Here is a 15,377-nt window from a genome sequence, read left to right on the forward strand (position 1 = left end):
CAAATTGAAGAACCTGATTGTCACCCTCGATCGCGCTGGCGAGTTCGACGAGATCATCGACGTGCGCACGCCGCTCGAGTTCGCCGAGGACCATATTCCCGGCGCGATGAACGCGCCCGTGCTCAGCAACGAGGAGCGCGTGATCGTCGGCACGATGTACCGTCAGGTGTCGCCGTACGAAGCGACGCGCGTCGGCGCGGCGATGGTCGCGCGCAACATCGCGCGCCATCTCGACACCACGTTCGCCGACCGTCCGCGCAACTGGCGACCGTTGATCTACTGCTGGCGCGGCGGCAAGCGTTCGGGTTCGATGACGACCTGGTTCAACCTGATCGGCTGGCAGGCGCGCCAACTCGAAGGCGGGTACAAGGCGTACCGCCGCTCGGTGTGCGCGACGCTCGATACGTTGCCGACCCGGTTTCGCTATATCGTGCTCGTCGGTCACACGGGCTGCGGAAAGACGCGGCTCCTGAACGCGCTGCGCGACGAAGGGGCACAGACGCTCGATCTCGAGGCGCTCGCGTGTCACCGTGGCTCGCTGCTCGGTGCGCTGCCGGGTGTGCCGCAGCCGACGCAGAAGTCCTTCGATTCGGGGCTCGTCGGTACGCTCGAGCGTTTCGACCCCGCTTGGCCCGTGTTCGTCGAATCGGAAAGCCGCAAGATCGGGCTCGTGCAGCTGCCGCTCGCGTTGCTGGACGCGTTTCGCGCGGGGCCGTGGGTGCAGGTCGAGGCGGCGCATGACGAACGTATCGCTTTCCTGCTCGAAGACTACGCCCATCTGTTCGATGAACCGGCCACGTTCAAGTCGCAGCTCGATCGACTGATCGGCCTGCATAGCCGCGAAGAGGTCGCGCGCTGGAACGCGCTGATCGACGCGAACGAGCGCACCGAGCTGTTCCGCACGCTGATCGACAAGCATTACGATCCTGCGTATGCACGCACCTATCGTTCGTCGTACGACAAACCGAACCGCGTGCTGACGTTCACGTTCCGGCCGAATGCGGCCGACGGGCGCCAGCAGGCGCGCGCGCTGCTCGACGCGCTCGCACTGGCCGGGCTGCCGGCATCGCCCGCTGCCGGCGCGGCGGCGCGCGCCGACACCGACAACAACCCTACGACCACCACACGATGACGACCACACGCCCTCAACCCAGTCCAGCGCTCGGCTGGATGACCTTCCTGCTGATCGCGGTCGCGGGACTGTTCTACGTGAAATGGTTCCCGTATTACAACAAGGCGTTCGTCGCCGCCGAGCATCATTCGATCGGCCAGTCGATCCTGATGGGCACGTCGGCGAGCGCTCCCGAGCCGTCGCTGAAGGCGGCGCTCGACTACGCGTGGGCGTACGGCAAGGCGATCTGGCAGGCCATGGTGCTCGGCCTGCTGCTCGGTTCGGCCGTGCAGGCGCTGCTGCCGGCGCACTGGGTTGCGCGTGCGCTCGGCCGCACGGGCTTCGGCAGCGTCGCCGCGGGCGGCCTGCTTTCGCTGCCCGGCATGATGTGCACGTGCTGCGCGGCGCCGGTCGTCGCGGGCCTGCGCGCGCGGCACGCATCGCCGGGCGGCGCGGTCGCGTTCTGGCTCGGCAACACGGTCCTGAATCCGGCCGCGCTGGTGTTCATGGGCTTCGTGCTCGGCTGGCACTGGAGCGCGCTGCGGCTCGTGCTCGGCGTCGCGATGGTATTCGGGATCGGCTATCTGCTGAACCGTGTCGCGCGCCCCGAGGACCGCAGCGTCGACGATGCGCAACTCGCCGCGCTGGCAGCCGAGCAGGCCGCCGCGGGCAATCCGTTCGTCCGCTGGATGAAGCTGCTCGCACGCATGGCCGTGCGGCTCGTGCCCGAATACATCGTGCTCGTGCTGCTGCTCGGCGCGGCGCGCGCGTGGCTGTTCCCGCATATCGGCCCGGACATCGGCAATCATCTCGGCTGGATCATCGCGTTCGCGGTCGCGGGCACCTTGTTCGTGATCCCGACGGCCGGCGAGGTGCCGATCATCCAGGCGATGCTGTCGCTCGGCATGGGCGTCGGCCCGGCTGCCGCGCTGTTGATGACGCTGCCGCCGATCAGCGTGCCGTCGCTCGCGATGCTCGCGCGTTCGTTCAAGCCCTACATGCTGGCGATCGTCACGGGCCTCGTCGTCGTGTTCGGGATCGTGAGCGGGCTGCTCGCGATCGCGTTCGGGTTCTGACGGACACGCGGGCGGGAAGGCGAGCGGGCCTGCGCGATGGCTGCCGTGCCGCGCGCCGACCGATTCCGCCGCGCGACGGCCGTATTCATCCGGCGCCGCCGCTTCACGCGTGCGGTGCCCTTTACAAGAAGCAAACAGGAAAACGCATGACCCAACCGAAGATTCATCCTCGACTCGAAAAGGCGCTGACGCGCGGCGATCTCGCGATCCGCCAGGCCAATTCCGCGCGGGCGACTGCCGTGCTGAACGCGCTCGGCACGATGATCATCGAAGCCTCCGCCACGATCGGCGTCGAGGCCAGTATCGACATTCCGCAAGGCGACCGCATTTACGATCCGGTGAACGGCCTGTGGCCGCAGAAGATGCTGGTGTCGTTCGACGGTCCGGTCGACGAGGCCGACGCGGAAGAGCTGCGCGCGGTCTATCTCGTCGCCGACGATCCGGGAACGCAGTTCCGCGTCGAATGGCACCGCGCTGACGGCAAGCTCGGCCGCCACGAAGGCGGCCCGCTGGCGACCGTCGCATTCCTGACCGACGTCGAGATCCCGTGGAGCGACGACGACGAGTAACGTCGTCGCCATTTCATCGCAGCATCGAGCGGGCGCCGTGCGCGCCGGCCGTCAGCGCATCATCCGCCGCCGGAACAGCCACGCGGAGACCACGAATCCGCCGACCGCATAGCCGGCGAGCACCGCGAGATGCAGGCCGACGTCCGTCGCCGGCCGGCCGAGCATCGCGGGGCGGATGAGTTCGACCGCGTTCGCGAGCGGCAGCATGTGTGCCGCGTGCTGCGCGACCGGCGGCAACTGCGTGATCGGGAAGAACACCCCCGACAGCAGCAGCATCGGCGTCAGCACGAGCGTCTGATAGAACATGAAGAAGTCGTAGGACGGCGCGAGCGCAGTGACGATCATCGCCGTGCTCGCGAACGCGAGGCCGGCGAGTGCGATCACGGGCAGTGCCGCGAGCATCGACGGAAACCGCGCATAGCCGAGCAGGCCCGCGACGAGCATGATCGCGACGCCCGACAGCAGCGCCTTGCTCGCGCCCCAGACAATCTCCCCGAGCACGATGTCGCCCAGCGCGAGCGGCGTATGCATGATCGCTTCCCAGGTGCGCTGCACGTGCATTCGCGAGAAGCCCGAATACATCGATTCGAAGCTCGCGGACATCATCACGCTCGAACTGACCGTGCCGGCCGCGAGGAACGCGATATACGACACGCCGTCGACGTGGCCGAGCATCAGGCCGAGCCCGAATCCCAGCCCGAACAGGTAGATCATCGGATCGGCGAGATTGCCGAACAGCGAGGCGAGCGCGAGCTTGCGCCACACGAGGTAGTTGCGTCGCCACACGGCAATCCAGTTGGTGGCATTTGCGGGCAGCGCGATCGCGAAGCGTGATTCGCGTGGCGGTGCGGACGGCGCGGCGGCGGAATAGTTGCGTACGTCCATGATCGATCAGTCCTGCATTTCGCGGCCCGTGAGCCGCAGGAACACGTCCTCCAGATTGGCCGGACGGTGCAGATAACGCAATCCCGTGCGACCCTTGAGTCGCGCACTGAGCGGCTCGGGATCGGTCACGTAGCAGAACAGCGTCTCGCCGCTGATCTCGGTGTGCTTCGCGAACGGCGCCAGTTCGTCGCGCAGCGCGACCGGGTCGAGCCCGTAGATCTCGATCACGTCGCAGCCGATCTCCGATTCGATCAGCGCGTGCGGCGCGCCTTCGGCGATCTTGCGGCCTTCCTCGATCACGCACAGCCGGTCGCACAGGCGCTCCGCTTCTTCCATGAAATGCGTGGTGATCAGGATCGTCTTGCCGCGGGCGAGCAGCGACCGCAACCGCTCCCACATCAGGTGCCGCGCCTGCGGATCGAGGCCCGTCGTCGGCTCGTCGAGCACCAGCACGTCGGGATCGTTGACGAGCGCGCGTGCGAGCGTCAGACGGCGCTTCATGCCGCCCGACAATTCGCCGACCTTCGCATCCGCCTTGTTTTCCAGCTTCGCGAATTCGAGCAGTGGTTGCACGAGCGCGCGTGCGGCGTGTGCCGACATTCCGAAATAGCGGCTGAACACCAGCAGGTTCTCGCGGACCGTGAAGTCGGGGTCGAGGTTGTCGAACTGCGGGACGACACCGACGCGCTGGCGCGCATGCCGTGCGCGTGACGGAACCGGCTCGCCGCAAAGTGAAATGGTGCCGGCATCGGGATACGCGAGGCCGAGCAGCATCTTCAGCGTCGTGGTCTTGCCGGCGCCGTTCGGCCCGAGCAGGCCATAGCATTCGCCGGCCTGCACGTGGAAGGACAAATCATTGACGACGAGCTTGTCGCCATAGCGCTTTTCGACGTTCCGGAAATCGATCGGTGCAACGGACATGGGCAGGTTGTCGTTGTAAGCGGACGCGTTTCGCGGCCGGTCGGACGGGCATGCCGGCTGGCGAACGGATCGGGTGAATGCGTGTCACATGGGCATGACCGAGGCGAACGCACGTCGACGGCACGGACGGGCCATTCTAGTGCATCGGCTGCGTCTCTTCAGGGCAGGCTCGCGCGACACGGTGCATGCGCGCACGGATCGTGCACCGCATCATCGCCGACGCGCCCCGCGTGGCGAATCAGCGTTTTCCATCCCTTGCGTCCGGAATTGCGGCGCACCATGATGAGTGCATAGGGTACGAAGTCGCGATAGGGAGGTCTCATGGCTAGCTACAACAAGATTCTGCTGTGCTACGACGGCACGCTCGAAGGACGCAAGGCATTGCGGTGCGGTGCCAATCTTGCGCTGGACCTGAAGGCGGAAACGCATTTGCTGTCGGTCGTCGACATGCGCTCGAGCATCGCGCAAAGCGCAGGGCTGCTGACCGACGTCGCGTGCGGCCGCTTCGAGGAAACGGCGCGCGAGATACTGCAGGAAGGTGTGAACTGGCTGCGCGAGCGCGGTGTTCAGGCCGAAGGCCATTTCGCATTCGGTTATCCGATCGACGAAATCGCGAACCTCGCGACGGAATTGAAGGCCGACCTCGTCGTCGTCGGCCATCGGTGCCGCAGCGGGTTGTCGAGATGGTGGATGGGTTCGGGCAACACGCAACTGCTCGATCGCGTGAACTGCAGCATTCTGGTCGCATGTTCGTCGGCGGAAGAGCAAAAGGCCGAGATCGCACGCGAACGCGAAGCGGCCACCGCGAGCGGCAAGTGACGCAACGATTGTGTGGCCGGCCGGGTCGTATCGCGATTCGCGCCGGTCGCGCGCAGTGCCGCTAGCGGCATCCACGCCGATTGCGGCCGCTCAGGCGTGCAGGTCGATCGCGGACAGCTTCCACGAAAACAAGCCGAAGCGGTGGAAGATCGCCGCATAGCGCGTGCCGTCCGCGCTGCGCTGGTAGGTCACGACAAATTCATCGATATTCCGGTAGCCGGCGCTCGTTTGCTGAGGATGGGCCGCCTCGCCGGGGCTGGCCGGTGCGGGTGCGGTGGCTGGCGCCGATGCGGCGGAGGCGGTGGCATTGCTGGCCGGTACGGGGGCGCTCGCCGGATTGACCGGCGGCGCGGCCGGTGCATTGTCAGGCGCAGCGCCTGACGGCGGGCCCGACCATTCGGGCGGTCGTTCGCCCGGATTGCCGCGCGGGGGAATGCCGCTCATCAGCGCCGCTACACCTTCCGGTGTCGCATAGGCATCGACCAGGGGGCCGATCAACGCAGATCCGATCAGCGCGCCAATCACCGCGAACGGATTGTCCTTCTTCACTGCGTCGATTCGGCGCATCAACTCTTCCGTGACCTGCTGCTTCAGGCTGATGCGCAGCGACGGAAAATCGACATACTCGCTGACCGCTTGCGCATCGCGCGCATCGATCGCCGATTTCAGGCGACCGAGCGCGACGTACGGCGATGCGTACGCATAACCGATCGCCACCAGGACGGCGATGGCCAGCACGACGATCAGCAATGGCTTGAGCCGCCACGCGCGGCCCGAAGATCCAGTCACGATGCCTCCGGTGCGGACACGTTCCGCAATCAGAGACCGCCGTGCGTGGCCGATCGTTCCTCGGCGATGCAGCGATCGATCATCCGGCACACGGCATCGATCGTCCCGACCATGATCAGGCGCGACCGGCCGTGATAGACGCGCACGGGCGCACGGCGCGCCGGTTCCGCGTGATTCAGGCCGCCATTCAGCGAGACCCGCGCGAATGCGGGAAGTGCTGACGGCAGCAGCGACGCCTGCCGTTCAACTGCGACTTCTTGGCTCACCACGGGCGCCGCGGCGGACAGCGGCGCGCAGGGGGTGCGGCCGCGCAGGTGACGCAGGCGGCCGAATTGACGGAAAGGCAGCAGACGGGAAAGGCGTTCCATGATGTTCTCCTCAGCGAGACCGATTGTCAGAGTTCGCCCGAGCGGATCAGCCCGACGGCGATGCCTTCCAGCGCGAACTCCGCGCTGCCGGCCTTGACGAAGATATTTTCGTAATCCGGGTTCTCCGCGATCAGCTCGAGGCCGCCGGGCCGGCGCATCAGGCGCTTGACCGTGACGTCGTCGCCGAGACGCGCGACGATGATCTGGCCGTCCTTCGCTTCCGTGCGCTTTTGCACGGCGAGGAGGTCGCCGTCGAGAATGCCGGCGTCGCGCATCGACAGGCCACGCACCTTCAGCAGGTAATCGGGCTTGCTGGTGAACAGCGCGGGATCGCACGCGTAATGATGCGAGATGTGCTCCTGCGCGAGGATCGGGCTACCGGCCGCGACGCGGCCGACGAGCGGCAGCGACAGTTGCATCAGGCCGGCGTGCGGCAGCGTGAACTGGTGCGGGGCGTCGTCGATGCCGAGCAGGCGGATGCCGCGCGACGCGCCGGCGGCCAGTTCGATCACGCCCTTGCGCGCCAGCGCACGGAGGTGTTCCTCGGCCGCGTTCGGCGAGCTGAAACCCAGCTCTGCCGCAATTTCGGCGCGGGTGGGCGGGAAACCGGAGCGCTCGATCGCGCGGCGGATCAAGTCGAACACTTGCTGCTGACGGGCGGTGAGTTTGGTCATGGCTGAACTGTATGGATAGACAGTGAGCTGTATTTTTATACAGTACTTCGCGAATTTCAAGTGTTACTTGAGGTTCGACGCGATCACGCCGGTTCCGGCGCGATTTCGCGACGTCCGGACGCCGGTTTGTCTGCCGCAACCGTCCGTCCCGTCTGCGTTAGCACTTTTGAGTATTAAAAAATGAAGAACGATTATTTTTAATCATGTAACCCGTTCGTTAGACTGGCCCGACATCGCAATACAGACAACACTGGAGAACCAAGGATGGGCAAGCGCAATACGGGGCTGGTGGGCGGAGCGGGCCGCCTGATCGCAACACTCGCGCTGGGCGCGGCGGCGGCGCTGGGCGTCGCGACGCACGCCCAGGCCGATGTGACGTTCCTGAACGTGTCCTACGACCCGACGCGTGAGCTGTATCAGGACTTCAATCAGGCGTTCGGCAAGGAGTGGAAGGCGAAGACGGGCGAGACCGTCAACTTCAAGCAGTCGCACGGCGGCTCGGGCGCGCAGGCGCGCTCGGTGCTCGACGGCCTGCAGGCCGACGTCGTGACGCTTGCGCTCGCCTACGACATCGACGCGCTCGCCAACAAGGGACTTGTCAACAAGGACTGGCAGAAGCGCCTGCCCGACAACGCATCGCCGTACACGTCGACGATCGTGTTCCTCGTGCGCAAGGGCAATCCGAAGGGGATCAAGGACTGGGACGACCTGACCAGGCCGGGCGTCTCGATCGTCACGCCGAACCCGAAGACGTCGGGCGGCGCGCGCTGGAACTACCTGGCCGCGTGGGCGTATGCGGTGCACAAGCCGGGCGGCAACGAGCAGACGGCGAAGGAATTCGTCACGAAGCTGTACAAGAACGCGGGCGTGCTCGATTCCGGCGCGCGAGGCGCGACGACGAGCTTCGTTCAGCGCGGAATCGGCGACGTGCTGATCGCATGGGAAAACGAGGCATTCCTGTCGGTCAAGGAATTCGGTACCGACAAGTTCGAGATCGTCGTGCCGTCGGTGAGCATCCTGGCCGAGCCGCCCGTCGCGGTGGTCGACAAGGTGGTGGACAAGAAGGGCACGCGCAAGCTGGCCGACGCGTACCTGAACTTCCTGTACAGCCCGCAGGGCCAGGCGATCGCGGCGCGCAACTACTACCGGCCGCGTTCGAAGAACGTGCCGGCGGAGCTGACGAAGCAGTTCCCGAAGCTGAAGCTGTACACGGTCGACGACACGTTCGGCGGCTGGACGAATGCGCAGAAGACGCATTTCGCGGACGGCGGTCTGTTCGATTCGATCTACAAGCCGCAGTAACGCGACGCAGCAAGCCATAACGACAGCGGCGCGCCACGAGAGCGCGCCGCATCCCCGACGGGCCGCCGGCGCAATGCATCGCGCCGGCGGTTTGCGTCGGACCCATGAGCAGCATCGACCCAGCAAGAGCATCCGATGACGACGTACACCTTTCGCAAGCCGAGCGCGCTGCCCGGTTTCGGCGTGACGCTCGGCATCACGGTGGCCTATTTGAGCCTCGTGGTGCTGATTCCGCTCGCCGCCACGTTCATGAAGACCGCGACGCTGTCGTGGGACCAGTTCGTCACCGCCGTCACGTCGCCGCGCGTGCTCGCGTCGTACCGGCTGACGTTCTCCGCCGCGCTCGGCGGCGCGCTGATCAACGCCGTGTTCGGCTTCCTCGTCGCGTGGGTGCTCGTGCGCTACACGTTCCCGTTCAAGCGCCTCGTCGATGCGATCGTCGACCTGCCGTTCGCGCTGCCGACGTCGGTCGCCGGCATCTCGCTTGCCGCCGTCTATGCGACCAACGGCTGGGTCGGCCAGTATCTCGCGCCGTTCGGCATCAAGATCGCGTTCACGCCGGTCGGCGTGCTGGTGGCGCTGACCTTCATCGGGCTGCCGTTCGTCGTGCGCACCGTGCAGCCGGTGCTCGAGGATTTCGAGCGCGAGCAGGAAGAGGCCGCCGCGTGCCTCGGCGCATCGCGCTGGCTGACGTTCCGCCGCGTCGTGCTGCCGGCCGTGCTGCCGGCGCTGCTCACCGGCTTCGCGCTGGCGTTCGCGCGCGCGCTCGGCGAGTACGGGTCGGTCATCTTCATCGCCGGCAACGTGCCAATGAAATCCGAGATCACGTCGCTGCTGATCATCACGAAGCTCGAGCAGTACGACTATGCGGGCGCGACCGCGCTGGCGGTCGTGATGCTGGTCGTGTCGTTCCTGATGCTGCTGCTGATCAACTCGCTGCAGTGGTATCTGCAACGCCGCACGAGCAAGGGCGCGAGCGGCCCCGCGCCGGCGACCGTCACCGTCGCCGCCGCAGCAGGAGGCCAGCAATGAACCAGGAGGCCACCGTCGTGCTGAAAACCCCGCCGTCGGCCGCGCAAGGCCGTGCCGCGAATCGGCTCGACCCCGTCAGCGAGCCGCGCGCCGTGCGCTGGCTGCTGATCGGCGTCGCGCTGGCGTTCCTCGCGTTCTTCCTCGTCGTGCCGCTCGCCGCGGTGTTCTTCGAGGCGCTGCGCAAGGGCGTCGGCTTCTATCTCGAATCGCTCGCCGATCCCGACGCGTGGTCGGCGATCAAGCTGACGCTGACCGTCGCCGTGATCGCGGTGCCGTTGAACCTCGTGTTCGGCGTGTGCGCATCGTGGGCGATCGCGAAGTTCGAATTCCGCGGCAAGGCGTTGCTGACCACGCTGATCGACCTGCCGTTCTCCGTGTCGCCGGTGATCTCGGGTCTCGTCTACGTGCTGCTGTTCGGCGCGCAGGGCTGGCTCGGGCCGTGGCTGCAGGATCACGACGTGCAGATCATCTTCGCGGTGCCGGGCATCGTGCTCGCGACGATCTTCGTCACGTTTCCGTTCGTCGCGCGCGAACTGATCCCGCTGATGCAGGCGCAGGGCACCGACGAGGAAGAGGCCGCGCGCGTACTCGGCGCGTCGGGCTGGCAGATCTTCCGGCGCGTGACGCTGCCGAACGTGAAGTGGGGCCTGCTGTACGGCGTGATCCTGTGCAATGCGCGGGCGATGGGCGAATTCGGTGCGGTGTCGGTCGTGTCCGGCCACATTCGCGGCGTGACCGACACGATGCCGCTGCACGTCGAGATCCTGTACAACGAATACAACTTCGCGGCGGCGTTCGCGGTGGCGTCGGTGCTGGCGTTGCTCGCGCTCGTCACGCTTGCGCTGAAGCTGCTCGCCGAACGTCACCTCGCCGCCGAACTGGCCGGCGCACGCGACGACGTTCCCGCTCATGCCGGCCCCGTCGCCGCCATTTCGTCGAAATCGTAAAGAGGCAACCAGAATGGGTATCACCGTCCGTCACCTTCAGAAGCGCTTCGGCGATTTCACCGCGCTCGACAACGTATCGCTCGACTTTCCGCCGGGCGAGCTCGTCGCGCTGCTCGGGCCGTCCGGCTGCGGCAAGACCACGCTGCTGCGCGTGATCGCGGGCCTCGAGCACGCGGACGCCGGCCAGGTCGTGCTGCAGGGGCTCGACGTCGCGTCGGTCGGCGCGCGCGATCGTCAGGTCGGCTTCGTGTTCCAGCATTACGCGCTGTTCCGCCACATGACCGTGTTCGAGAACGTCGCGTTCGGGCTGCGCGTGAAGCCGCGCCGCGAGCGGCCGTCGGAAGCCGTGATCCGCGACAAGGTGCACGAACTGCTGAAGCTCGTGCAGCTCGACTGGCTCGCGCAGCGCTATCCGTCCGAGCTGTCGGGCGGCCAGCGCCAGCGGATCGCGCTGGCCCGCGCGCTCGCGGTCGAGCCGAAGGTGTTGCTGCTCGACGAGCCGTTCGGCGCGCTTGATGCGAAGGTACGCAAGGAACTGCGCGGCTGGCTGCGCCGCCTGCACGACGACCTGCACATCTCGACGATCTTCGTCACGCACGACCAGGAGGAAGCGCTGGAAGTGGCCGACCGGATCGTCGTGCTGAACCGCGGTCACGTCGAGCAGGTCGGCAGCCCGCAGGTTGTGTACGACCATCCGCAAAGCGCGTTCGTCTACGAGTTTCTCGGCGCGGCGAACCGGCTGCCGGGGACGGTCGCCGGGCGCGGCTTCGTCGCCGAGGGCGCCGCTGCGCCGATCGAGGTCGACGCCGACTTCGCGGGCCCCGCGAACGCGTACGTGCGGCCGCACGACCTGCAGCTTTGGCCGGCAGGCGAAGGGCATCGGGACGGCATCGCGGTGGACGTGCGCCGCGTGATCCCGCTCGGCGGCTCGGTGCGGGTCGAACTCGAGGCGCGCACGGGCGGCGCGCTCGAAGCGGAACTCGATCGCGATGCGTGGCGTGCGCTCGCGCTGCAGGTCGGCGACGGCGCGACGGCCGTGCCGCGCGCGGTTCGCGTATTTCCCGCACACTGACGCCCATACCCGGTAATGAGAAGAGGGCGGATACCGCTCCGGATCACATTCGAACAACGACAGCCCAAGAGGCATACCCATGAATTTTCAGCAATTGCGTTTCGTGCGCGAAGCCGTGCGCCAGAACATGAACCTGACAGAAGTCGCTAACGTGCTGTACACGTCGCAGTCGGGCGTGTCGAAGCAGATCAAGGATCTCGAGGATGAACTGGGCGTCGACATCTTCATCCGGCGCGGCAAGCGGCTCACGGGGCTCACGGAGCCGGGCAAGGCCGTGCACCAGCTGATCGAGCGGATGCTGCTCGATGCGGAGAACCTGCGCCGCGTCGCGCGCCAGTTCGCGGACCAGGACAGCGGCCACCTCGTCGTCGCGACGACCCACACGCAGGCGCGCTATGCGCTGCCGAAGGTGATCCGCCAGTTCACCGACGTGTTCCCGAAGGTGCATCTCGCGCTGCGCCAGGGCAGCCCGCAGCAGATCGCGCAAATGATCCTGAACGGCGAAGCCGACCTCGGCATCTCGACCGAGGCGCTCGATCGCTATCCGGATATCGTCACGTTCCCGTGCTATTCGTGGCACCACACGGTGGTCGTGCCGAAGGGGCATCCGCTCGTCGGCCGCGAGAACCTGACGCTCGACGAAATCGCCGAGTACCCGATCATCACGTATGACCAGGACTTCACGGGCCGCTCGCACATCGACCAGGCGTTCGCGCAGGCCGGCGCCGTGCCCGACGTCGTGCTGACCGCGATCGACGCGGACGTGATCAAGACCTACGTCGAGCTCGGGATGGGGATCGGCGTCGTCGCGGCGATGGCCTTCGATCCGCAACGCGACACCGGGCTCGTCGCGCTCGACACGCAGCACCTGTTCGAGGCGAGCACGACGCGCGTCGGGTTGCGCAAGGGCGCGTTCCTGCGGGCGTATGCATACCGGCTGATCGAGATGTTCGCGCCGCACCTGAACGAAGCCGAAATCGCCGGGCTGCTGCGCGAAGCGGTCTGATCGAGCAAGCGATGTTTCGGGGGCGCGGCAGGCCCCCGCTGGGCGGCCGCGACGAAGCGGCGCCGCCGCACCCGGTGTAACGCGCCGCAATCGGAGCGCGCAATCGCGCGCTCCGAATAAACCCTTAAATATTGATCAGACGGGTTGCGCGTCGACCCGAAACGGTACAGCATAGCCCTCACTCCGCCGGCGTCCCCGCCGGCGGTGGCGCGTCGACGACAGCACGCGCCAGGCAGTCGGCCGTCTGCCTCGCTTCCATTCCGTGGTACCGACAAGCAGCATCGATGGCCAATGCCCGGGTAGTGTGGCGCAAACGTTTGCTCGCATTAAAACAACAGTCCGGCCCGTCGGGCCAGTCGCCAGGAGATATGTATGAATGTCCGCTTTCGCCGTCGCTTCCTGACCGCCGCGCTTGCCGCCGTCGCGGTCGCTGCCGCACCGGCCGTCCATGCCCAATCCGCAGGCAAGCCGAAGGTCGCGCTCGTGATGAAGTCGCTCGCCAACGAGTTCTTCCTGACGATGGAAAACGGCGCGAAGGAATACCAGAAGCACAACGCCGGCCAGTTCGACCTGATCACGAACGGGATCAAGGACGAGACCGACACCGCGAACCAGATCCGCATCGTCGAGCAGATGATCGTGTCGAAGGTCGATGCGATCGTGCTCGCGCCGGCCGATTCCAAGGCGCTCGTGCCGGTCGTGAAGAAGGCGGTCGACGCGGGCATCATCGTCGTGAACATCGACAACCGGCTCGATCCCGACGTGCTGAAGTCGAAGAACCTGAACGTGCCGTTCGTCGGCCCCGACAACCGCAAGGGCGCGCGCAAGATCGGCGACTACCTCGCCAAGCGGCTGAAGGCGGGCGACCAGGTCGGCATCATCGAAGGCGTGTCGACGACCACCAATGCGCAGCAGCGCACGGCCGGCTTCCAGGATGCGATGAAGGCGGGCGGGATGAAGGTCGTGTCGGTGCAGTCGGGCGAATGGGAGATCGACAAGGGCAATGCGGTCGCCTCCGCGATGCTGAACGAATACCCGAACCTGCGGGCGCTGCTGTGCGGCAACGACAACATGGCGATCGGCGCCGTGTCGGCCGTGCGGGCGGCGGGCAAGCAGGGCAAGGTGCTCGTGGTCGGTTACGACAACATCAACGCGATCAAGCCGATGCTGAAGGACGGCCGCGTGATCGCGACCGCCGACCAGTACGCGGCGAAGCAGGCCGTATTCGGCATCGACACGGCGCTCAAGGCGATCGCCGAGCATCGCAAGCAGGCCGACATGACCGGCGTGGTCGAGACGCCGGTGGATCTCGTGACGAAGTGACGCCGCGCCGGTGCGGCCGCCGCCCTCAAGAATCCGGCGCGGCGGCCGTTATCCGGTGTGAGCGCGATCACGGCCACTGCATGCACATGCACTAGTGAGCGTCATACCCGCGCGCCGCGTGCGCGCGGCCGCAACCAGGATCGCGATGGAACCGACCTTCCAACCCTCCCGTTCAGCTGTTCCCGTGCTGTCCGTCTCCGGCGTGGGCAAGACCTACGCCGAACCCGTGCTCGCCGATGTCACGCTGACGCTCGCGCCGGGTGAGGCGCTCGCGCTGACGGGCGAGAACGGCGCAGGAAAGAGCACGCTGTCGAAGATCATCGGCGGGCTCGTCGACCCGACGACCGGCACGATGCAGCTCGGCGGCCAGGCCTATGCGCCGGCGAGCCGCACGCAGGCCGAGGCGCTCGGCGTGCGCATGGTGATGCAGGAGCTGAACCTGCTGCCGACGCTGACGGTTGCCGAAAACCTGTTTCTGAACCGTCTGCCGCGGCGCTTTGGCATCATCGATCGCGCGCGGCTGCGCGACGATGCGCGTGCCGCGATGGCGCAGGTCGGGCTCGACGCGGTCGACCCCGATACGCCGGTCGGCGCGCTCGGCATCGGCCACCAGCAGATGGTCGAGATCGCGCGCAACCTGATCGGCGACTGCCGCGTGCTGATCCTCGACGAGCCGACTGCGATGCTGACCGCGCGCGAGGTCGAACTGCTGTTCGAGCAGATCGACCGGCTGAAGGCGCGCGGTGTGGCGATCGTCTACATCTCGCACCGGCTCGAGGAGCTCGCGCGCGTCGCCGAGCGCGTCGCGGTGCTGCGCGACGGCCGGCTCGTGCATGTCGGCGACATGGCCGCGACGACGTCCGACGGGCTCGTCACACTGATGGTCGGGCGCGAGCTCGGCGAGCACATCGATCTCGGCGCGCGCCATATCGGCGCGCCGCGACTCGTCGTGTCGGGCATGACGCGCGGCACGGCCGTGCAGGACGTGTCGCTCGAAGTGCGCTCGGGCGAGATCTTCGGCATCTCGGGGCTGATCGGCGCGGGGCGCACCGAGCTGCTGCGGCTGATCTACGGCGCGGATACGCCGGACGCCGGGATGATCGCGGTCGGCGATCCGCTGAAACCGGCGCACATCGGCTCGCCCGTCGACGCGGTGAGGCACGGCATCGCGCTGATCACCGAGGACCGCAAGGGCGAAGGGCTGCTGCTGTCGCAGTCGGTCACGTCGAACGTGTCGCTCGGCCAGCTCGACCGGCTCGCGCGCGGCGGCATCGTTGATACGACGCGCGAGACGGCGCTCGCCGAGCAGCAGATCGACGCGTTGCGGATCCGCACGCACGGCGCCGCGCAGGCGGTCGGCGAACTGTCGGGCGGCAACCAGCAGAAGGTCGTGATCGGCCGCTGGCTCGCGCGCGACATGGGCGTGCTGTTGTTCGACGAACCGACCCGCGGCATCGACGTCGGCGCCAAGTTCGAGATCTAC

Annotated in this window: 16 protein-coding genes; 11 read left to right on the forward strand and 5 right to left on the reverse strand. The window is 66.9% G+C overall.

Annotation, left to right across the window (positions count from 1 at the left end):
• The first annotated feature begins 4 nt into the window (after positions 1-4).
• The 3 genes from mnmH (at position 5) to DIE08_RS33585 (ending at position 2,756) form a co-directional block, all read left to right on the forward strand.
• Positions 5-1,132: a tRNA 2-selenouridine(34) synthase MnmH gene (gene mnmH / locus DIE08_RS33575; RefSeq protein ID WP_059606638.1), complete on the forward strand. Its 1,128-nt coding sequence runs from the start codon at positions 5-7 to the stop codon at positions 1,130-1,132.
• Positions 1,129-2,187, forward strand: a complete 1,059-nt coding sequence (locus DIE08_RS33580) for a permease (RefSeq protein ID WP_124626104.1) — start codon at positions 1,129-1,131, stop codon at positions 2,185-2,187. The genes mnmH and DIE08_RS33580 overlap by 4 nt, the downstream gene beginning before the upstream one ends.
• A gap of 146 nt (positions 2,188-2,333) precedes the next feature.
• Positions 2,334-2,756: a hypothetical protein gene (locus DIE08_RS33585; RefSeq protein ID WP_059449632.1), complete on the forward strand. Its 423-nt coding sequence runs from the start codon at positions 2,334-2,336 to the stop codon at positions 2,754-2,756.
• 51 nt (positions 2,757-2,807) lie between these two features.
• On the opposite strand, the gene DIE08_RS33590 is transcribed toward DIE08_RS33585, so the two are convergent.
• Entirely contained in the window at positions 2,808-3,641 is an 834-nt protein-coding gene (locus DIE08_RS33590) for an ABC transporter permease (protein WP_124906100.1), read from the reverse strand.
• Positions 3,642-3,647: 6 nt separating this feature from the next.
• The gene (gene nodI / locus DIE08_RS33595) at positions 3,648-4,562 is read right to left on the reverse strand and encodes a nodulation factor ABC transporter ATP-binding protein NodI (protein WP_059606650.1); all 915 of its coding nucleotides are present in this window, start codon (positions 4,560-4,562) and stop codon (positions 3,648-3,650) included.
• 321 nt (positions 4,563-4,883) lie between these two features.
• On the opposite strand from nodI, the gene DIE08_RS33600 reads away from it, so the two are divergent.
• Entirely contained in the window at positions 4,884-5,381 is a 498-nt protein-coding gene (locus tag DIE08_RS33600; protein WP_044843612.1) for a universal stress protein, read from the forward strand.
• 90 nt (positions 5,382-5,471) lie between these two features.
• On the opposite strand, the gene DIE08_RS33605 is transcribed toward DIE08_RS33600, so the two are convergent.
• Genes DIE08_RS33605 through lexA form a run of 3 tightly spaced genes read right to left on the reverse strand, consistent with a single transcriptional unit; the run spans position 5,472 to position 7,212 of the window.
• Complete coding sequence (locus DIE08_RS33605; RefSeq protein ID WP_124906102.1) at positions 5,472-6,170, reverse strand: DUF2939 domain-containing protein; 699 nt, start codon at positions 6,168-6,170, stop codon at positions 5,472-5,474.
• Between the two features lie 29 nt (positions 6,171-6,199).
• On the reverse strand, positions 6,200-6,538 hold the full coding sequence (locus DIE08_RS33610; protein ID WP_124906104.1) for a hypothetical protein: 339 nt from the start codon (positions 6,536-6,538) through the stop codon (positions 6,200-6,202).
• Between the two features lie 26 nt (positions 6,539-6,564).
• A complete protein-coding gene (gene lexA / locus DIE08_RS33615; RefSeq protein ID WP_059606655.1) occupies positions 6,565-7,212 on the reverse strand; it encodes a transcriptional repressor LexA in 648 nt (215 codons plus the stop codon).
• 264 nt (positions 7,213-7,476) lie between these two features.
• On the opposite strand from lexA, the gene DIE08_RS33625 reads away from it, so the two are divergent.
• The 7 genes from DIE08_RS33625 to DIE08_RS33655 all read left to right on the forward strand — a co-directional run.
• Positions 7,477-8,514, forward strand: coding sequence for a sulfate ABC transporter substrate-binding protein (locus tag DIE08_RS33625; RefSeq protein WP_124906106.1), 1,038 nt, complete (start codon positions 7,477-7,479; stop codon positions 8,512-8,514).
• Between the two features lie 135 nt (positions 8,515-8,649).
• Entirely contained in the window at positions 8,650-9,546 is an 897-nt protein-coding gene (gene cysT / locus DIE08_RS33630; RefSeq protein WP_059683283.1) for a sulfate ABC transporter permease subunit CysT, read from the forward strand.
• On the forward strand, positions 9,543-10,493 hold the full coding sequence (cysW, locus tag DIE08_RS33635) for a sulfate ABC transporter permease subunit CysW (protein ID WP_124906107.1): 951 nt from the start codon (positions 9,543-9,545) through the stop codon (positions 10,491-10,493). The genes cysT and cysW overlap by 4 nt, the downstream gene beginning before the upstream one ends.
• Positions 10,494-10,506: 13 nt before the next feature.
• Entirely contained in the window at positions 10,507-11,565 is a 1,059-nt protein-coding gene (locus tag DIE08_RS33640) for a sulfate/molybdate ABC transporter ATP-binding protein (protein WP_124906108.1), read from the forward strand.
• A gap of 79 nt (positions 11,566-11,644) precedes the next feature.
• A complete protein-coding gene (locus tag DIE08_RS33645) occupies positions 11,645-12,571 on the forward strand; it encodes a CysB family HTH-type transcriptional regulator (RefSeq protein WP_059606665.1) in 927 nt (308 codons plus the stop codon).
• Positions 12,572-12,943: 372 nt separating this feature from the next.
• On the forward strand, positions 12,944-13,894 hold the full coding sequence (locus tag DIE08_RS33650) for a sugar ABC transporter substrate-binding protein (protein ID WP_059606671.1): 951 nt from the start codon (positions 12,944-12,946) through the stop codon (positions 13,892-13,894).
• Positions 13,895-14,039: 145 nt separating this feature from the next.
• Positions 14,040-15,377 (forward strand): sugar ABC transporter ATP-binding protein (locus DIE08_RS33655; protein WP_148096093.1); only part of this gene is annotated, 1,338 nt, incomplete at its 3' end.

The sequence above is a fragment of the Burkholderia sp. Bp9004 genome (genome assembly GCF_003858025.1).
Taxonomy (GTDB): Bacteria; Pseudomonadota; Gammaproteobacteria; order Burkholderiales; family Burkholderiaceae; genus Burkholderia; species Burkholderia diffusa.